At 39.6% G+C, this 19,725-nt stretch carries 18 protein-coding genes and 4 pseudogenes; 7 read left to right on the top strand and 15 right to left on the bottom strand.

The genetic code is table 11. The features are described from left to right. Nucleotides 1-118: 118 nt before the first annotated feature. The gene (locus P4S71_RS22535; protein ID WP_337151566.1) at nt 119-1,288 is read left to right on the top strand and encodes a DcaP family trimeric outer membrane transporter; all 1,170 of its coding nucleotides are present in this window, start codon (nt 119-121) and stop codon (nt 1,286-1,288) included. Nucleotides 1,289-1,507: 219 nt separating this feature from the next. Beyond that, the gene (locus tag P4S71_RS22540) at nt 1,508-3,631 is read left to right on the top strand and encodes a TonB-dependent siderophore receptor (RefSeq protein ID WP_337151567.1); all 2,124 of its coding nucleotides are present in this window, start codon (nt 1,508-1,510) and stop codon (nt 3,629-3,631) included. A 177-nt stretch (nt 3,632-3,808) separates the two neighbouring features. On the opposite strand, the gene recA is transcribed toward P4S71_RS22540, so the two are convergent. Both recA and P4S71_RS22550 read right to left on the bottom strand, forming a co-directional pair. Beyond that, complete coding sequence (gene recA, locus P4S71_RS22545) at nt 3,809-4,852, bottom strand: recombinase RecA (RefSeq protein WP_007376078.1); 1,044 nt, start codon at nt 4,850-4,852, stop codon at nt 3,809-3,811. Between the two features lie 68 nt (nt 4,853-4,920). After that, nucleotides 4,921-5,409, bottom strand: a complete 489-nt coding sequence (locus P4S71_RS22550; RefSeq protein ID WP_007376077.1) for a CinA family protein — start codon at nt 5,407-5,409, stop codon at nt 4,921-4,923. Nucleotides 5,410-5,430: 21 nt separating this feature from the next. On the opposite strand from P4S71_RS22550, the gene mutS reads away from it, so the two are divergent. Next, on the top strand, nt 5,431-8,016 hold the full coding sequence (gene mutS / locus P4S71_RS22555) for a DNA mismatch repair protein MutS (protein WP_337151568.1): 2,586 nt from the start codon (nt 5,431-5,433) through the stop codon (nt 8,014-8,016). 94 nt (nt 8,017-8,110) lie between these two features. On the opposite strand, the gene rpoS is transcribed toward mutS, so the two are convergent. The 11 genes and pseudogenes from rpoS to P4S71_RS22610 all read right to left on the bottom strand — a co-directional run bounded on the left by rpoS (nt 8,111) and on the right by P4S71_RS22610 (nt 15,692). Next, entirely contained in the window at nt 8,111-9,085 is a 975-nt protein-coding gene (rpoS, locus tag P4S71_RS22560; RefSeq protein WP_007376075.1) for an RNA polymerase sigma factor RpoS, read from the bottom strand. Nucleotides 9,086-9,120: 35 nt separating this feature from the next. Next, on the bottom strand, nt 9,121-9,945 hold the full coding sequence (locus P4S71_RS22565) for a peptidoglycan DD-metalloendopeptidase family protein (protein WP_096793584.1): 825 nt from the start codon (nt 9,943-9,945) through the stop codon (nt 9,121-9,123). A gap of 40 nt (nt 9,946-9,985) precedes the next feature. Next, nucleotides 9,986-10,563 (bottom strand): annotated as a pseudogene (locus P4S71_RS22570) (YqaA family protein). A gap of 9 nt (nt 10,564-10,572) precedes the next feature. Then, nucleotides 10,573-11,211: a protein-L-isoaspartate(D-aspartate) O-methyltransferase gene (locus tag P4S71_RS22575; protein WP_033028946.1), complete on the bottom strand. Its 639-nt coding sequence runs from the start codon at nt 11,209-11,211 to the stop codon at nt 10,573-10,575. Continuing rightward, complete coding sequence (surE, locus tag P4S71_RS22580) at nt 11,201-11,965, bottom strand: 5'/3'-nucleotidase SurE (RefSeq protein WP_007376071.1); 765 nt, start codon at nt 11,963-11,965, stop codon at nt 11,201-11,203. Before surE ends, P4S71_RS22575 begins: the two co-directional genes overlap by 11 nt. Further along, nucleotides 11,946-12,997 (bottom strand): annotated as a pseudogene (gene truD / locus P4S71_RS22585) (tRNA pseudouridine(13) synthase TruD). Before truD ends, surE begins: the two are co-directional and overlap by 20 nt. After that, on the bottom strand, nt 12,994-13,491 hold the full coding sequence (ispF, locus tag P4S71_RS22590; protein WP_007376069.1) for a 2-C-methyl-D-erythritol 2,4-cyclodiphosphate synthase: 498 nt from the start codon (nt 13,489-13,491) through the stop codon (nt 12,994-12,996). The pseudogene truD and the gene ispF overlap by 4 nt, the downstream one beginning before the upstream one ends. After that, nucleotides 13,488-14,188 (bottom strand): annotated as a pseudogene (gene ispD, locus P4S71_RS22595) (2-C-methyl-D-erythritol 4-phosphate cytidylyltransferase). Before ispD ends, ispF begins: the two are co-directional and overlap by 4 nt. Beyond that, entirely contained in the window at nt 14,178-14,465 is a 288-nt protein-coding gene (ftsB, locus tag P4S71_RS22600) for a cell division protein FtsB (protein ID WP_007376067.1), read from the bottom strand. The pseudogene ispD and the gene ftsB overlap by 11 nt, the downstream one beginning before the upstream one ends. A 40-nt stretch (nt 14,466-14,505) precedes the next feature. Then, nucleotides 14,506-15,138, bottom strand: a complete 633-nt coding sequence (locus tag P4S71_RS22605) for a hypothetical protein (RefSeq protein WP_008135292.1) — start codon at nt 15,136-15,138, stop codon at nt 14,506-14,508. A 75-nt stretch (nt 15,139-15,213) separates the two neighbouring features. After that, nucleotides 15,214-15,692, bottom strand: a pseudogene (locus P4S71_RS22610) (DUF2947 domain-containing protein). Nucleotides 15,693-15,752: 60 nt separating this feature from the next. Here P4S71_RS22610 and P4S71_RS22615 point away from each other — a divergent pair. From P4S71_RS22615 to P4S71_RS22630, 4 genes are all read left to right on the top strand, one after another. After that, on the top strand, nt 15,753-15,992 hold the full coding sequence (locus P4S71_RS22615) for a DUF1653 domain-containing protein (protein ID WP_337151569.1): 240 nt from the start codon (nt 15,753-15,755) through the stop codon (nt 15,990-15,992). A 52-nt stretch (nt 15,993-16,044) separates the two neighbouring features. After that, nucleotides 16,045-16,656: an AAA family ATPase gene (locus P4S71_RS22620; RefSeq protein ID WP_337151570.1), complete on the top strand. Its 612-nt coding sequence runs from the start codon at nt 16,045-16,047 to the stop codon at nt 16,654-16,656. 96 nt (nt 16,657-16,752) lie between these two features. Then, on the top strand, nt 16,753-16,890 hold the full coding sequence (locus P4S71_RS22625; protein WP_337151571.1) for a hypothetical protein: 138 nt from the start codon (nt 16,753-16,755) through the stop codon (nt 16,888-16,890). A gap of 24 nt (nt 16,891-16,914) precedes the next feature. Beyond that, entirely contained in the window at nt 16,915-18,078 is a 1,164-nt protein-coding gene (locus P4S71_RS22630; RefSeq protein ID WP_337151664.1) for a vWA domain-containing protein, read from the top strand. A 62-nt stretch (nt 18,079-18,140) separates the two neighbouring features. Here the strand turns inward: P4S71_RS22630 and P4S71_RS22635 are convergent, their stop codons facing one another. Both P4S71_RS22635 and P4S71_RS22640 read right to left on the bottom strand, forming a co-directional pair. Beyond that, complete coding sequence (locus P4S71_RS22635) at nt 18,141-18,416, bottom strand: hypothetical protein (RefSeq protein WP_337151572.1); 276 nt, start codon at nt 18,414-18,416, stop codon at nt 18,141-18,143. 74 nt (nt 18,417-18,490) lie between these two features. Beyond that, nucleotides 18,491-19,690: a hypothetical protein gene (locus tag P4S71_RS22640; protein WP_337151573.1), complete on the bottom strand. Its 1,200-nt coding sequence runs from the start codon at nt 19,688-19,690 to the stop codon at nt 18,491-18,493. Nucleotides 19,691-19,725: the final 35 nt, after the last annotated feature.

Here is a 19,725-nt window from a genome sequence, read left to right on the forward strand (position 1 = left end):
ATTAGTAATGACAAGTCACGCAAAAAAGCACTTTTTATTCGTAAGTAATACCTTTAGCAAGTAATACAAAATAAATGAATAAAAAGTAATAAACAAGTAGCCTATAAAGGACACCAAAATGAAATTTACTCCATTAAAAACACTCGCAGCAAGTGCTGTTCTTTGCGCGCTTTCAAGCACAACATACGCAGCAACTGTTGCAAAGGTTGGTGATACCGAATTTACTTACGGCGGATACATTAAACTTGACTCTATGTGGAGTGATTATTCAGCCGGTGCACCAGCAGGCACAAGTGTTGGTCGTGATTTTTACGTACCAAGTACACTTACAGTTGGCGATGATAATAGCTCTGATGCAGTTTTTGATATGCACGCACGTCAATCTCGTTTTAATTTTGGTACAGCCACGTTATTAGATAACGGTAAAACGGTAAAAACTAAAATTGAAATTGACTTTTTAGCGTCTGCAGCCGGTGGAAACGAGCGCGTTTCAAATTCATACGCACCACGCATTAGACATGCATTCATCACTTATGACGGTTGGTTATTTGGTCAAACTTGGTCAAACTTTCAAAACGTAGGTGCTCTTGCAGAAACACTCGACTTTGTAGGCCCAGCTGAAGGCACTGTGTTTGTTCGTCAATCTCAAATTAAATACACAACTGGCGCATGGTCTTTTTCATTAGAAAATCCAGAAAGTACAATTACGACAGCGGGCGGCACACGTGTTGCCACTGATGATGCATCACTACCTGATTTTACAGCACGTTATACTCACAAAGCTGATTGGGGTAACATCGTTGTTGCAGCACTAGCACGTCAACTTACTTATAAAGTCGGTGAAATTGACGCTGATGAAACATCATTTGGCATTAGCGCATCAGGTATGGTTAAGTTAGGTGAAGACAACCTTAAATTTATGCTTACCCAAGGGCAAGGTTTAGGCCGTTATGTAGGCTTAAACGTAGCACATGGAGCTGTTCTTGATGGTGATGATCTTGATGCTATTGATTCTACATCAGGTTTTGTAGCTTACCAGCATAAATGGAACAGTCAGTGGCGTTCAACGTTCTTATACTCTTTCTTCTCTGCTGATAACAATACCGATTTACTCGCTATCTCTGGTGATCCTACAGAATCAAGCCAAAGCTACAGCGCAAATATCTTATACTCCCCCGTTAAACGCTTAACATTTGGCGCTGAACTAAAGCATGCTGAGCGAGAAACTGAAAGCGGCGTTGATGGTGATTTAGACCGTTTACAATTTTCTGTTAAATACTCTTTTTAATAGCTAAAAATCTAATTACTTCCTTAAGCGGCCTTGGCCGCTTTTTTAATAAGTACAACTAAGTTCTAAATAATTCATTAATCCGTACCTATAATCCTTATTTATGGCGCTAAAATCCAAAAAACGGAATAATTATAGTTAAAAACCATTGACGCAATTGCAAATCAATATCATTTAGATTAAATTACGCACTTCTTTTTGAACCAAATGGAAACACCCATGTCGTCCCCTCAAATTTTGCGTTTATCTAAGCTGAGCTTTGCTACTTCTTTAATTTTATCTGGTTATGCATTTGCAGATGAATCAACTACAAATGATGAACCTCTCGAAAAAATAGCTGTTTATGGCCAACATCATAAGAACTACATAACAGAAGAAGCACAATCTGCGACTAAGCTAGGCCTAACTATTAAAGAAACACCGCAATCAATCTCTGTGATTTCACGTGCTTTAATGGATGACTTTTCATTAGATGATATAAACTCAGTGCTTGAGAGCACACCTGGTGTAACGGTAGAACAAATAGAAACCGACCGTACCTACTTTAAAGCCCGTGGTTTTGAAATTACTAATTTTTTAGTTGATGGTTTAGGCATTCCTAAAAGCTCAGGGTCAATTCAAGGTAGTCTTGATACTTCAATTTACGATCGAGTAGAAATCGTCCGCGGTGCTAATGGCTTAATGACGGGCGCTGGTAACCCTTCAGCCACCGTAAATATGGTTTTAAAAAAGCCGACTTATACAACACAAGCGAATGCATCAGCCTCATATGGTTCGTGGGATAAAAAACGTTTAGATTTAGATGTATCTACACCAATAAATGACGAACACGCTGTACGTGCCGTATTTACAAAACAAAAAGCTGATTCATACCTAGATCGTTACGAAACAGATAAAACAATTATTTACTTAGCGTACGAAGGTAAATTAACCGATAGCACATCACTTAGTGTTAATTACGTTAACCAACAAAAAGATGCTAAAAGCCCACTTTGGGGTGCTTTACCACTATTTTATACTGATGGCACAGCAACCGATTACGACGAATCAACCAGCACGGCTGCTGACTGGTCTTACTGGGATAATAGCGCAGAGCAAGTATATGTAACGCTTGAACAAAATTTATCAGCAACATGGGTTGCTAGAGCGCGTTATGCTCACATCGAAAACGAACAAGATTCAGAGTTATTTTACGTATTCGGTACTCCAGATAAAGACACAGAACTTGGTTTAACTGGTTATGCTAGCCGTTATGATTACAGCGATAAACATGACTTATTTGATTTATACGCTACGGGTAAATTTGACTTATTTGGCCAAGAACATGACCTTTCTTTTGGTGTTAGCCAAGCTAAGATGGATTACACAGAGCAATCTCTCTACGATTACACTACAGGTAATGGCTTTCCAGAAATGCCTTCTCTTAAAGTTTGGAATGGTGTAATCCCTGAAGCAACGCTAGCTGATGCTCCTAATGGCAGTGAAGTAACCCATGATCAAAAATCAGCTTACATATCTACTCGCCTTAAATTAAGTGAACCTCTAAGTATACTTGCTGGCGTGCGTTACACAGATTGGAAAACAAAGGGTGCTGCTTATGGTGTTGCTCAAACTAGAAATGATTCTGAAGTTATCCCATACATCGGTACTGTATATGAGTTTAATGAATCATTATCGGCTTATGCAAGTTACACAGAAACATTTGTTCCGCAAACAGAGCTTGATATTAATGCGAACCAATTAGCTCCTGTAATAGGAAAAAGCAGTGAAGTTGGCGTAAAGGCTCAATTACTTGATGATCAAATTTTTGTAACTTTTGCTTATTTTGATGCAAAACAAGAAGGCCTCGCTATAGCACTTCCTAATTCATTACCGAGTGATACGCGCTATTATGCTGCAGATGGTATAGATAGTGACGGGTTTGAAATAGAGCTTAGCGGAAGACTTACTGACGATCTAAGTGCAAGTATTAGCTTTAGTAATCTAAATATTGACGGTGATGATTTAGTTAAAGATTACACACCTGAAAACCAGCTCAAAGTGGCTGCAACCTATCAAGTACCAATGATTGATGGCTTAACATTTGGTGCTAATTATCGCTGGCAAGGTTCTATAAGCCGAGTACAAGTAAGTGATGCAAATGGCCTTGCTACAGTGACAACAAATCAAGATGCTTATGGTTTGCTTGACTTAATGGCTAACTATAAGATTACAGAAAACGTAGGAGTCACTTTCAACGTAAATAACACTACGAGTGAAAAGTATTTACACAGCCTGTTTTGGGCTCAAGGTTACTATGGCGCACCACGTAACTACGCGCTTTCTGTAAATTGGCAGTTATAAGTATATTTGGTTAATACAACAAATTATTGTAGCTGAATTAAAAACGACACGTTTCTATGTGTCGTTTTTATCTTATATACTTTAAGTTTTTAATAACAAAAAAGCGCCACCCGTTACTGGTTAGCGCTTTTTTAAAGCTCGGGTCAAATCAAGCTTAGAAACTCATTTTGATACAGCTTAAAGGTCTGCGTCGTCGCCTAACTTATCTTCACCATCTTCTGGTTCAATAGTTGCTTTTAGTAAAAGCATTTCGCGTAACTTACCTTCAATCTCATCTGCAATTTCTGGATTTTCTTTCAAAAATTTAATTGAGTTAGATTTACCTTGGCCTACTTTGTTGCCACAGTAACTATACCAAGCACCTGCTTTTTCAACAATTTTGTGCTTAACACCTAAGTCAATTAACTCGCCTTGCTTAGAAATACCTTCACCGTACATGATGATAAATTCAGCTTGTTTAAATGGCGGCGCTACTTTGTTTTTAACAATTTTAACGCGGGTTTCGTTACCAACAACTTCATCACCTTCTTTCACAGAACCAATACGACGAATATCAATACGTACCGATGCGTAAAACTTAAGTGCATTACCACCCGTTGTTGTTTCTGGGTTACCAAACATAACACCAATCTTCATACGGATTTGGTTAATGAAGATACATAACGTGTTAGAGCGTTTAATATTACCAGTAAGCTTACGTAATGCTTGTGACATTAAACGTGCTTGTAGGCCCATGTGCGAGTCGCCCATGTCGCCTTCAATCTCAGCTTTTGGTGTAAGTGCAGCAACCGAGTCAATAATAACAACGTCTACCGCGCTTGAACGTACTAACATGTCACAAATCTCTAGCGCTTGCTCACCTGTATCTGGTTGCGATACAAAAAGATCGTCAATGTTAACACCAAGTTTTTGTGCATAAATTGGATCTAGAGCATGCTCAGCATCGATAAAGGCACATGTTTTGCCTTCTTTTTGAGCTTCTGCGATAACTTGTAAAGTAAGCGTTGTTTTACCAGATGATTCAGGACCGTACACTTCAACAATACGTCCCATAGGTAAACCACCTATGCCTAAGGCAATATCAATACCTAATGAGCCTGTAGATACAGATTCAATGTTTAACGCTTTGTTATCACCCAATTTCATAATTGAGCCTTTACCAAATTGACGTTCAATTTGTGATAGTGCTGCGTCTAACGCTTTTTGTTTGTTATCGTTCATTTTGTTCTCCAAATCCAGCTAATGGAACCAAGTATACTGTATGAAATCACAGTATCAAGCTAATTTTTTTATTTTATCTCATCTATTACATTTTTTAATGCAAATACAATAGCTTGTAACCTAACCTGAGCTCTATCACCAATAAATACTTGTTTAAATGTAAGCAACTTATCATTAATTTGTATGCCAAACCACACAAGTCCAACAGGTTTACCTTCAGTTGCACCACCAGGCCCGGCAATGCCCGATACAGCTATCGCAATATTAGCGTTTGTTGCTTTAATAGCACCTACTGCCATTTCTCGCACTGTTTGTTCGCTTACAGCACCATACTTTGCTAATGTACTTGCACTTACATTTAATAAGTCTTGCTTTGCTTGGTTGCTATAAGTGACAAATGCACGGTCAATATAAGCCGAGCTCCCAGGGGTATCGGTAAGGGCATAACTCACTCCGCCACCAGTACATGACTCAGCACTAGTGATCCATAAGCATTTATCCGTTAAAATAGCGCCTAATTGCGCAGCAAGTGTTTTAATCTCTTGATGTAATTCCATATTCAGCCTTTGGGTAAATACATGTCGTTTGATCTTTATGCACCACACACTATAAAACAACAAACCCCTATGATGCAGCAGTATCTAAAAATAAAATCAGAGCATCGCGATATTTTATTGTTTTATCGTATGGGCGATTTTTACGAACTCTTTTTTGATGACGCTAAACGCGCCGCTCAATTACTCGATATTTCGCAAACACATCGCGGTAAAGCCGGTGGCGATCCTATCCCTATGGCGGGCGTACCTTATCATGCAGTAGAAAACTACTTAGCACGCCTAGTCCAAATGGGCGAATCAGTCGCTATTTGCGAACAAGTTGGCGACCCTGCAACCAGTAAAGGTCCCGTTGATCGTAAAGTTGTACGTATAGTTACACCCGGTACAATTTCTGACGAAGCGCTTTTACAAGAACGACAAGACAACCTCCTTACCAGTGTTTGGCAAAGTAAAAAAGGCTTATACGGTATTGCCTACCTTGATATTAATTCAGGTCGTTTCAACATAGTTGAAGTAAACACCGACGAAGCCTTTAGCTCAACTATTCAGCGCCTATCACCAGCAGAACTTCTGTATAGCGAAAGCTTTGAAAACTTTCATTTAATTGAGCATATAAAAGGCGCTCGTCGTCGCCCAGAGTGGGAATTCGACTTAGATACGGCCCAACACTTATTATGCGATCAGTTTGGTACTAAAGATTTAGTCGGCTTTGGTGTTGATAAAGCCCACAGCGCACTTGTTGCTGCAGGTTGCCTAATGCAATACGTAAAAGATACACAACGTATTGCATTGCCGCATATCCGTGCAATTACGCTTGAGCACAACGAGCACGCCGTTATTTTAGATGCCGCAACACGTAAAAATTTAGAACTTACCGTTAATCTATCGGGCGGGTTTGAAAATACACTTGCCCAGGTACTTGATAAAACAGCAACGCCAATGGGTTCTCGTTTACTTAAGCGCCGTATCCATACACCTATACGCAATAAAGACGAGCTAAATTCTCGCTTAAATGCAATTAGCGCTATTTTAGATGTACAACTGTGCGGTGAATTACACGAATCATTAAAAGAGATTGGTGATGTAGAGCGTGTTATTGCCCGCCTAGCTTTATGTACTGCTCGCCCACGCGATTTAACGCGTCTGCGCAGTGCACTACAAGCACTTGCACCACTGCATACTTTGTTAGGTGATGCTAATGATCCTCGTATAACAGATATTATCAAGCACTCGCCTGAACTCCCTGATTTACAAGCATTGTTAGAGCAAGCTGTAATAGAAAACCCACCAGTACTTATTCGCGATGGTGGCGTTATTGCCCCGGGTTACAACAGTGAACTTGATGAATGGCGTAACTTAAGCAAAGGTGCAACCGATGTTCTTGATCAACTAGAACTGCGAGAACGAGAACGTACGGGTATTAGTACGCTTAAAATTGGTTACAACCGCGTACATGGCTTTTTTATTGAAGTAAGCCGCGCCAACGCGCACTTAGTACCAGCCGACTACATTCGTCGTCAAACGCTTAAAAATAACGAGCGCTACATTATTCCAGAGCTTAAAGAGCACGAAGATAAAGTGCTTGGTAGCCAATCAAAAGCCTTAGCGCTTGAAAAGCAGCTATACGAGGAGTTGTTTAGATTTATTGCTCCACATATTGAACAGTTACAAATGATGGCAGCAGCACTGGCTGATTTAGACGTATTAAATAATCTGGCCGAACGTGCATTTGCACTCAATTATGCAAAACCAGAACTGTGCGATAACGACAATATAAGCATTAAGCAAGGTCGTCACCCTGTTGTTGAACAAGTAATGAAAGAACCATTTATTGCTAATCCTGTTGAATTAAATTCTCAGCGTAAAATGTTAATTATTACCGGTCCAAACATGGGCGGTAAATCAACCTATATGCGCCAAACAGCACTCATTGTACTAATGGCTCACATTGGCAGTTATGTACCCGCTGACAGCGCTAAAATTGGTAATATCGATCGCATATTTACACGTATTGGTGCTAGCGATGATTTAGCATCAGGTCGCTCAACCTTCATGGTAGAAATGACCGAAACAGCGACTATTTTAAATAATGCCACGGCGCAGTCTTTGGTATTAATGGATGAAATTGGTCGCGGTACAAGTACCTACGATGGGCTCTCGCTTGCGTATGCAACAGCCGATCATTTAGCGTCAAAAATATCAGCTAAAACATTATTTGCTACTCACTACTTTGAGTTAACAGAACTTGCTGAACAAACAACAGGCCTGGTAAATGTGCACCTTGATGCAATAGAGCATAACGACACGATTGCATTTATGCACACAGTACTTGATGGCGCAGCAAGTAAAAGCTTTGGCTTGCAAGTAGCAGCTCTTGCGGGTGTGCCAAAAGCTGTTATTGCACAAGCAAAGCAAAAACTTAAGTTACTCGAAAATCATCAAAGCGTTACTGCACCAAATACAGAGCAACAAGCATTTACTTTTAATAATGAAGTTGCACAAAATATATCTTCAGAAGTGGAAGAGCAGTTGGGAGCTATTGACCCTGATAACTTATCGCCACGCCAAGCACACGATTTGTTATATAAACTAAAAGCATTGTTGTAATTTATGTCATCTAATTTACAAGCATAAAAAAAGCCGAAGAATAAATTCTTCGGCTTTTTAACACACATAATAGTCTCTTAAACTATTTAACTAGCTACGAAAACTGATTAAATAAGCTGTCTGTACTTAAACCTTCTTGTTGCAAAATGTCTTTTAAACGACGCAATGCTTCTACCTGAATTTGTCTTACACGTTCACGTGTTAAGCCTATTTCTCGGCCTACATCTTCAAGTGTAGATGGCTCATAGCCAAGTAATCCAAATCGACGTGCTAACACTTCGCGTTGTTTAGGATTTAACTCACCTAACCAATCTACAATGTGTTTATTTATATCATTCGTTTGTACTTGGCCTTCAGGGCCTGCACTTTTTTCATCAGGAATAATATCTAATAATACACTGTCATTTTCGCCGCCGATTGGCATATCAACAGAGGCTATTTTTTCGTTTAGACGTAGCATTTTTGTTACGTCTTCAACGGGTCTATCTAAGCTCTCAGCAATTTCTTCAGCAGTGGGTTCATGATCTAACTTTTGAGTTAATTCACGAGCAGTACGTAAATAAACATTAAGCTCTTTAACCACATGAATAGGTAAACGTATCGTACGTGTTTGATTCATAATGGCACGTTCAATTGTTTGGCGTATCCACCATGTCGCGTAAGTTGAGAATCTAAAGCCACGCTCAGGATCAAATTTTTCAACAGCGCGGATTAAACCTAAATTACCCTCTTCAATTAAATCAAGTAAGGCAAGTCCACGGTTATTATATCGGCGAGCTATTTTAACAACCAAGCGTAAATTGCTTTCAATCATGCGTTTACGAGAGGCGTCACAACCTTTAAGTGATTTTCGTGCAAAAAAGACTTCTTCTTCTGCACTCAGTAATGGAGAGAAACCTATTTCACCAAGATAAAGCTGAGTGGCGTCAAGGTTTTTTGTTACTTCTTCTTTGGCAAATATATCTTCGTCATCTACTTTTTCAAGTAACGATGTGTTTTCTTCAACGGTGGTATCATCGAACTTGTCATCATTCGTGATGTTTTTGTCAAATTTTGCTGCGTTAGCCATAAGCCTTCTCCCGAGCAATTATCAATACCTTAAAATTAGGGTAGGTATTTAGCAGGATTGACAGCTTGCCCTCGGTAGCGAATTTCAAAACGAAGTGCCGTAACCGAAGATTCTGAATTACCAATTTCTGCTATTTTTTGTCCAGCCTTAATTTTCTGCTTTTCTTTAACAAGTAATTTCGAGTTATGTGCATAAGCACTTAGGTAATCATCATTATGTTTCAATATGATTAAACTACCATAACCTCGAAGTGCGTTACCCGCGTACACCACCGTTCCTTGTGCCGCGGCTAATACTGAAGCCCCTTTTTTATTAGTAATCTGTAAGCCTTTGTATCCGTTTTCCTTATTAGAAAAGCGTTTAGTAATTTTACCTTTTGCTGGCCAAAACCACTTCACCTTACTACTCGACAAATACTTTTTATTACTAACTTTGTTACTGGCTTGTTTTTGAACATACTCTCGTTGTTTTGGCTGATCAAGCTCTTTCTTTAATTTTTTGTTATTTTTTTGTATGCTTTTTCTAGACTTTTTACTCGAATTCGTATATTTTTTCGACTTTTTATTTTCTGACTGCAATGGTATTAAAGAGATATCTTGCCCAGGATATATTACATAAGGTGATGAAATAGAATTGTTTTTTGCTAATTTACGAAAATCTTGACCTGCACTAAAAGCAATTGAATATAAAGTATCTCCTTTTTGAACTTTATACTTATTACCACTAATGTTAATTTTATGATCTAAATAGTTAACATTATTATTTAGGCTGCTGACTGGTGCTGGAACATGACGAGACGAGCAGCCAAAAAGCAAAATACTAATAAATAAAGCAACATAACGCATAAATTGTTTATTCATTGTATTTAGCTCCTTATGTAAAAAAGTTATTTTATAAAGCTTAACGCAACAAAAAGTACGCTACTGCAATTAATACGACTAATCCCCAACCAAGTGTTTCAATATATTGACGTAATTTTTGCTCCATCTTAGCTCCGCCCCACTTCATTAAAGCTGAAACTAAAAAGAATCGCGCACCGCGCCCGATGGCAGATGCAATTAAAAAAGGCAAAAAGGCCATTTGTAAAACACCCGCGCCAATCGTAAATACTTTATAAGGTATAGGTGAAAAACCAGCTAAAAAAACAACCCAAACACCGTAATCTTTAAACCAGTTTAATGCGACATCAAACTTTTCTTGCCAGTGCATTTGTGCAATTAATGGCTCAACAACGGGTTCAAATAACCAAAAGCCGAGTAAATACCCAATTATTCCGCCAACAACCGATGCGATTGTGGCAAAACTTGCAAAGCGCCATGCTTTTTTAGGTTGAGCAAGCGACATAGGCGCAAGCATAACATCAGGTGGGATTGGAAAAAAACAGACTCAGCAAAGCTCATTGCAGCCAAATAACGCTCGGCATGGCGATGCTTGGCCCATACAAGGGCCATATCATATAACTTAGTAAACAACTTCAAAATGAATTCCTATTCAATATCGCCAGGTACCAGTGGTACAAACCTAACTGGTGCAATAACATGTTCTGTGTAATCGTCGCCGTTGCGAATAACCATTATTAATTTTTGATCACTTTCACCAATAGGGGCTAATAACACGCCACCATCAGCCAATTGAGCAAGTAAATCTTTTGGCACTTTAGAGGCCGCAGCCGTCACTATAATACCGTCAAACGGCGCTTGTGACTGCCAACCTTGCCAGCCATCACCATGCTTCATCGACACATTATATAAATCGAGTTGATGTAACCGGCGTTTAGCTTGCCATTGCAAGGCTTTGATACGCTCAACTGAATAAATTTTAGTGAACGTTTTAGCTAAAATTGCAGTTTGGTAACCAGACCCAGTACCAATTTCCAGTACTTTATTGCGAACACCCGCAAGGCGAAGTAGCTCAGTCATACGGGCAACAATATAAGGCTGCGATATAGTTTGCCCCTGCCCGATGGGTAACGCTGTATTCTCATACGCTTTATGTTGCAACACGTCATCAATAAAAACATGGCGCGGAATATTCGCAATAGCACTAAGCACTTGGGTATCTTCTACGCCTTCGCGCTGTAGTAAATCAGATAACGCTTTGGCGCTGCGCGTATAATTAGCGAGCACGGTTTATCTCCAAATCGGCAAGCCAGTCTCCTACCGCTTCTAAGCTATCTTTAGCGGTCATATCAACACTTAATGGCGTAACTGAGGCATAGCCATTATTGATTGCGTAAAAGTCGGTGCCTTCACCTGCATCACTTTCGGTGCCAAGCGATCCATACCAATAAATATCACGACCCCAGGGATCCGTTTGTTTGGTCATGGTTTCGGCTTTATGACGAGCGCCTAAACGTGTTACTTGCACCCCTTTTAATTCACTTAGTGGAATATCTGGCACATTAATATTTATTATTTGATCTTTTGGAAGCGGATGCGAAGCCAAGCCCTTAATAATATTGACGGTAACAGCAGCGGCTGTTTCAAAATGCTCGCCTTTATGTGAGCAAAGCGATACCGCAATTGCAGGTAAGCCCAAATGACGTCCTTCAGTCGCGGCAGCCACTGTGCCAGAATACAGCGTGTCGTCACCTAAGTTGGCACCATGATTAATACCAGCAACAACTAGATCTGGTTTTTCATCAACCAACTGATTTACACCTAAATGTACACAATCTGTAGGTGTGCCATTAACCGACATAAAACCATTTTCGAGTGTCGTCGCTCGTAGCGGGTTCATTAATGTTAAAGAATTACTCGCGCCACTACAGTTGCGATCAGGTGCAACAAGGGTTACCTCTGCAATTTGTATAAGCGCCTGATATAAAACCGCAATGCCTTTGGCATTTACGCCATCATCGTTACTTAACAGTATCTTCATTTATGCCATTATCCTTTTCTTTGCGCTCTCGTGGGCTTGCATCTGTATAATCCACCAGCTCGCGTAATAATGCGGTTGCAAAACACCCTTTTGGCAAACCAAAACTCAGTTTTAAACTCGTTTCATCTATGGTCTCAACCGTTAAGTTTTGCGGAATTAAACGCAGCATTCTGCGCTCATTTTTAAGGCCGAGTTCACCCAAGCCATCGCACCATGCTTGGTAAGGTGCAAGCCATACTTTTTCTTGCTCGGTTAAGCCTTTTTCACTTTTACCCACCATAGGTGCCGACATAATAATATCGCCAGTGGCTAATCGCTCAATGTTTTCATCGTTAATCGCATCTTCAAAAAATGCATTACTGCCGCTGAGCATAAATACTTCACGGTGCATTGTTTTAGCTAAACCATGCTCTTTTACACGCAGGCTCACTAACTGATTAAATACATGCGATCGTGCTGCTGAAATAATAATACCGCGCAACTTTTTATCGCGAATACGCTCACCGGCAAACATTTTTTCAGCCATAACTAAGTTATGACCACCATGACCAAAGCGCTGTTCGCCAAAGTAATTAGGTACACCTGCGCGTACTGCGTTAATACGGCATAGAATATCAAGAGGCTTGGTTACATTACGAAGCGTAATAGTAAATTTATTACCTTTGTGGCAGCCCGTACGTAACTTACGGTCGTGGCGCTGTTGCGAAACAATAAAAATACTCTCGCTATTCAAGTCGCTAAAATCGATAGGCTTTTTAATCGGTACTTTTACACTAAACCACTGCGAGCACACACCGTGGCGATCTTTCATGCCTGCGTAACTTACGTCTCGCGGTGAAACACCCGCACGCTGCGCAATTAGCTTTGCAACGTATTGCGTGTTTTCGCCTTTTTAACCACCTGCAAACACACGTGTTCGCCACTGCCGGTAAATTCTATACCTAAGTCTTCATCAACCATAAAGTCTTCAGCTGTGGTTTTAAAATCAGCTTTAGAAAGCGGTGCACCGTATAAATAATTTAAATCGCTCATGCGTTTTTTGTACTCGCAAGCTCTTTACTCATAATAACCACCGCATGGCTCGAAATACCTTCTTTGCGCCCTTCAAAGCCTAGCTTTTCGGTGGTAGTGGCTTTGACGTTAATTTGGCAAAGGTCACAATTTAAATCACTGGCTAAATTAGCACGCATAGCTTGAATATGTGGCAGCATTTTTGGCGCTTGCGCAACAATAGTCACATCGCCATTGCCAAGTACATAACCTTGCTCTTTAGCTAAGCCCACCACATGGCGAAGTAAAATACGACTGTCGATATTTTCATACTCACTAGCTGTATCGGGAAAGTGCTTACCAATATCACCCATAGCAAGGGAGCCTAAAATAGCATCACATAATGCATGAATAGCAACATCGCCATCGGAGTGCGCTAAAAAGCCCTGTGGGTAATCAATTTTTTCACCACAAATAGTTAACGGGCCTTCGCCGCCAAATTTATGTACGTCAAAACCATGGCCAATTCGTATCATAATGCACTCTCGTTTTGTTGTTTATGTAATAAAAACCCAGCTAAATCTAAATCCTCTGGTGTGGTTATTTTAATATTGTCGCTGCGCCCTGCCACAAGCTTTACCGGTTTGCCCACCCATTCAATAGCACTGGCTTCATCGGTAATAGTTGCCCCACTTGCTAATGCGTTTTGAAGTGCATTTTTAAGCTCGTCATATTTAAAAAATTGTGGGGTAAGTGCTTGCCATAAATCGTCTCGTGGCACAGTTTGTAGGGCATGTGTGCGGCCACGTTTTATGGTGTCTTTTACTTTGCTAGCTAAAATACCACCTTCGTCAGCACACATGCATTCATCAATTAAGCGTTCTATATCACTAATATTAACTAACGGGCGTGCAGCATCATGTACCAGCACCCATGCTGGAGGGTTGGGCGCTAAAAAAGTAAGCTATTGAGCACTGAGTCGGCTCGTTCATTTCCGCCACTGGCGCGAACAATGCGTTTATCAACGAATGAAAGCTCGTCAAAATAGGGGTCGCTGTCGCTAAGAGCAACAACAATAGTGCTTAATTTAGGTAATTGAGAAAGTTTAGCTAAGGTGTGTTCTAAAATGGTTTTACCCGCTAATTGTATGTATTGCTTAGGCGCATTGTGCTGCATTCTACTGCCAACACCTGCAGCAGGTACAATTGCTGCAATAGTCTGTTTATTTGTCATATTGTTTGCCCGGTAAAACACGAATAAATGTTTCGTCCGGTTTAATCATTCCCAATTCGTTGCGTGCACGCTCTTCAATACCTTCTTGGCCAAGCTTTAAATCTTCTATATCAGCTGTAAGCACTTTATTTCGTTTAATAAGCTTTTCGTTAGTGTGTTGGTGTGATGCGACAGCACCTTTTAATCGCGTGTAGTCTTGTACGCCATTATGACCAAACCATAATCTATATTGCACAAACAGTGCTAAGCACAATAAGCAAGCTTGAAAAAATCGCATTTAACACTCCTTATTTTAAATCCCGAATACCTTAACTTTATTAAGCTAAAGGGCGCTTTAAATTGCGCCAATTAATACTACCCGCTAAAAGCATTTCGCGTAGTGATAAGAGCCGTGGTGAGCAGCGCTTTGAAAACTGCCATTGATGCCCACAACAAGCTGCGGTAAAACTTACCTTACTTGGCTTTATTAACTGAGCGTTTTGTTGCTCAAGCCCATTACCTAAAAAATCAAACCAACCTAGCTCGTTACAATGCAGCTTATTTTCGTCTAACTGATCGATACTGTCTATTCTCAGGCGCACCTGATCGTAGCCATGCAATATAACAGGCACTATTAACCCCACTTTGGCATGTGTTTGATAAAAAAGTTCATTAGCTTGAACATTCACATCGGGTGGTGTCGGTTTTTGCTTTTCAAGCCAAGACCCATTTTGCGAGTCCAACGTAAAAGGTGTGTCACCATTGGCAACTAACGTTGCCGCTCGCTCAATATAATAGGGTAGGCTTTTTAACTGCCGACGTAGCTTATCAGCATTAGGCTCTGCGACTAAACGCAAAACCTCACGCTGATAAAATGCATTGCACAATTGTGCATATAACACTTTTTGCGCATCAGTTTGCCAAATTTCAACTTGTTGCAGAGCACCAAGTGACTGATTTTTCGCTACCAATAGCTCTACTCAAAAACATTTAGGTAAATGTTTTATAGCACAGTACTGAATGCTTTTTAAGCATTACATACTAATTTAAGCGCTTGGCTTTTCACCTAATTTAGCTTTACCTGATTCTAAAAATTGCACAACCGTATTACGCTTTTTACCAATTAATAAACTGCCATCAGCTAAAAACATAAAGTTTTGCCAATTGCGTTTAAATACATCAAACGTTGTTTCGATAATATTATCGCGCGCCATACAAAAATAAACCGTGGTGTTAGCTTCCCAATCTAAAAACGTTAAGATTGCTTCTGGTGGTAGCGCATCACCATTTTCCCACGCATCTTGCCAATCTACTTCTTGGCTAAAGCTTTTTCTTGGCCACACCAATCGGTGTCCTCAAAAAAGTCAGGATGATCAAACTCACGGCTTACCATGGTTGTCCAAAGTACGGCTGCGCGCTCGTCGCTCATAGGCTTTATTTTTGCTGCGTCTTCATCAGATACAGGTAAATCTTTGTGGCGAAAAACCCACGCCTTTTTGTAATCATCTAAAGAAATATAGTTCATAGTATTGGCAAATTAGTTAACATTAAAAGTGCAAAGCCAAATTATACAAGAGATCAAAACATGACTACAGCAATAAAACCACTTTCCCTAAAACCAGGCATATACCAACACTACAAAGGCCCGCAATATAAAGTTACTCACGTTGCCACACATAGCGAAACTGAGGAGCATCTTGTTATTTACCAAGCACTTTATGGTGAATTTGGTATATGGGCGCGCCCATTAAGCATGTTTTTAGAAACTGTTGAAAAAGACGGTAAAACTATACCGCGTTTTGCTTATATTGGACCTGCTGCTTAACTATGGCATTATAACAAAATAACTTACTGCTCAGACCAGACAAGGGTACACCGTGCAATTTAATTCAACTGACAATTACATAGCGAGTAGCGCGCTTAAACAAGCTGTAAATGCTGCCATTATGCTCGAAAAACCACTTTTAATTAAAGGAGAACCTGGCACAGGTAAAACCATGCTGGCTGAGGAGTTGGCTAAAAGTTTAGATACCACACTTATTCAGTGGCATATAAAATCGACCACTAAAGCGCAGCAAGGTTTATACGAGTACGACGCGGTTTCGCGCCTGCGCGACAGCCAACTAGGTGACGAGCGCGTACACAACATTAGTAACTACATCGTTAAAGGTAAGCTTTGGCAGGCATTTACATATGCAGAGCTCAACGGTAAACGCCCAGTGCTTTTAATTGATGAAATAGACAAAGCCGACATAGAGTTTCCAAACGACTTACTACTTGAGCTTGATAAAATGGAGTTTCATGTTTACGAAACTAACGAGCGCATTGTCGCAAAAGAGCGCCCTATTGTAATCATCACATCAAATAACGAAAAAGAATTGCCGGACGCATTTTTACGCCGCTGCTTTTTCATTATATTGATTTTCCTAGCAGCGACGAAATGCAGCAAATTATTGACGTGCACTACCCTAACGTTAAACAAGATTTAGTACGCCAAGCACTTGAGGTGTTTTTTAACCTGCGCGAAGCAAACGGCCTTAAAAAAGCCATCCACCAGCGAATTACTCGACTGGTTAAAGCTTTTAATGGCTGAAGACATAGACGCCAAAACACTGCACGATAAAGCTAAAAAAGGCGGTTTAATGCCAATGTTTGGCGCATTACTCAAAAATGAGCAAGACATAAGCCTAATCGAAAAACTCGCGTTTATGAGTCGTCGCTAACATGTTAGTACAGTTTTTTTCAAACTGCGTGAATACCGCTTACCGGTAAGCCTGCGTGAGTTACTCGATTTAATTAACGCCTTAAAAAAAGGCGTTATATTTGCCGACGTAGACGCGTTTTACCATTTAGCGCGCACCATAATGGTAAAAGACGAAACGCACTTTGACCGTTTCGACAAAGCCTTTAGTGACTACTTTAGCGGTATTGCCGACCTTGATTTACTCGAAAGTTTAAAGCAACAGCACAACTTACCTGAAGACTGGCTACGTAAAGAGTTTGAAAAAAACCTAAGCGATGAAGAAAAAGCCCAACTTAAAGCTATGGGCGGGCTCGATGAGCTTATGAAAACCCTAAAAGAGCGATTAGAAGAGCAACAAAAACGCCACGCTGGCGGCAATAAATGGGTGGGCACTGGTGGCACATCACCTTTTGGCGCCTACGGCTATAACCCAGAAGGCGTGCGTATAGGACAAGACGGCAACCGTAACCGCCAAGCGGTAAAAGTGTGGGATAAACGAGAATACAAAAACCTCGACACCGACAGAGAAATTAGTTCGCGCACAGTTAAACTCGCCCTTAAAAAGTTACGAAAGTTTGCCCGCACTGGCGCAAGCGACACGCTTGATTTAAACGAGACTATTCGCGCTACTGCAAAGCAAGGCGGCATGCTTGATGTAAAAATGGCACCCGAACGCCACAATGCAGTAAAAGTATTGATGCTGTTTGATATTGGCGGCTCAATGGATGACTATATCCACACCTGCGAAGAGCTATTTAGCGCCGCTCACAGCGAATTTAAACACCTAGAGTTTTACTACTTTCATAACTGTTTATACGAGCACGTTTGGCAAGACAACGCACGCCGCCATTCAAACGTGATTGACACCATGACGCTGATTAATAAATTTACCAGCGACTATAAAGTAATATTTGTTGGCGATGCCACTATGGGCCCATACGAAATAGCCTACCCTGGCGGCTCCGTAGAACACTACAATGAAGAGCCCGGCAGTGCATGGTTACAACGTATAACAAACCACTTTGATAAAGTCGCCTGGCTCAACCCACAACCCGTTGAACACTGGCCGTACTATCAATCGATTGGCTTTATAAAAGAGTTAATGAACAACCGCATGTATGCACTGAGCTTAGATGGGATAAGTAGAGCGATAAAAGAGCTGAGTTAAAATAAATTAGCAACTACTTCTAAATCTATAGTGCTTAGAAGTAGTTGAGCTATATGATTTTGTTATACACATTCGTTTTCTGAGTAATAATTCACCAGATTATTAGATAGTATATCCCAGTTAAAACCTTTCCCACTATTTACGGAAAGTGGTTTTAAAATACTAAAATCTAATAAACATGATTTAAAGCCATTTCCATAAACTCCATAAATCGAGCTTTCTAGTATTTGAACATTTTGTTCGGATTTAACAAATACCCTTGCTAAAAGTTCAAATGAAAATGTTTTTATTACTTCTGAATTAGAATCTTTGAAAATTTTATAAAACGAATGCCCCATAGATTCCAGTATATTATCGTAGCTTTGAGTGCTTTTGCTTTCAAAAATATGTTCAAATACTTTAATTTGGCTATTTAATATCTCAAATATGAAATAGCCAGCTCTGCTTTCGAATTCACAATTTTTTGAACCTTCGCTGCATTTTCGTTAGAGAGTTCAATCAATTGCTCTACAATTTTTGTTAGTACCCAGCTAGGATGTCGAGAAGAAAATGATTGTTCTTTTTTGCTTACTTCAACTGAAGAATGGAATACGCAGTCTATATAAAAATTTAATCGTGTTTGCTTTATAAATGAGTCATTTGGTATGTACTCATGTGCCTCAACAAGTTGATTTTTGTTATTTAAAATATACGTTTTTACTATACTTTCTAGCCGATCAAAAAACTTAGATTTATCAATAAAACCAGCATTTCCAATAGACTCATCTAATAAAGGAGAAAATCCAAGAATATTTTCATAAAAATAGTAATCTTCAAAGAAAGTCTCTAACTCATGTTTAAAGTGTGAAGAACTTATTAATATTTCAATATCCTCTTCTGAAAAGTCATTTCCAGTAAGTGAAATGAGTTCGAATGCAACTCTAGGATTATTTTTCAGGATATGAGCTTTAACTCTAGAGGTGAAAAATTCTTTTTTCAGTACTTCAATTAATTTTTCTTGCCTGCTGCTTAATCTACTAAGTTGCTCAAATTTAGTTAAGGGAACTATAAGAAAGTGGTACTTGAAAAAGTTTTTGGCACTCAATGACTCTTGTTTAGGCTGCTCATTGGTGAGGGCAATCAATGGTTCGTTAAAGTAGTTTGATATATCTTGATTTAATAACTTTACCCTTAGTGATTTAAATAAAGTTTCCTTAATCAAATAACGTTTCAAAGTACAAAGATTTCTATTTAATAAGGAGTCAATGAGGCTCATTTTTTGTTCGTATTTAATATCATTTGAAATTGCATCAATAAGGTGAGGTATCTGATTTTCTCTGATTGATTTAGCTAAAATCAATTTAAAGATATACCCCAGAAAAAGAATCGAAATAAGCAGTAAAGCACTTTCTTGATCAAAGCCTTTTATCCATTTTAAAGGTATTATTATTCCCCAAGCAGAAAAAACATCATAAAGCAGGAAATAAGTAGAAAACGAACAAAATAATAGAAAAATGGAACACGTAACTTTTGATTTAAGATTAAGTGATAATTCTAATTTTTTATCTTCAGGTAATAAGGTGATTATTGCAGCTAGCACCGCGAATAAAGTTAAAAAGCCAGAAACATCCATTTATTGCCTACCCTCTTGTTCAAATCTATTTCATA

The sequence above is a fragment of the Pseudoalteromonas sp. B62 genome, assembly GCF_037162565.1.
GTDB classification, from domain to species: Bacteria; Pseudomonadota; Gammaproteobacteria; order Enterobacterales; family Alteromonadaceae; genus Pseudoalteromonas; species Pseudoalteromonas fuliginea.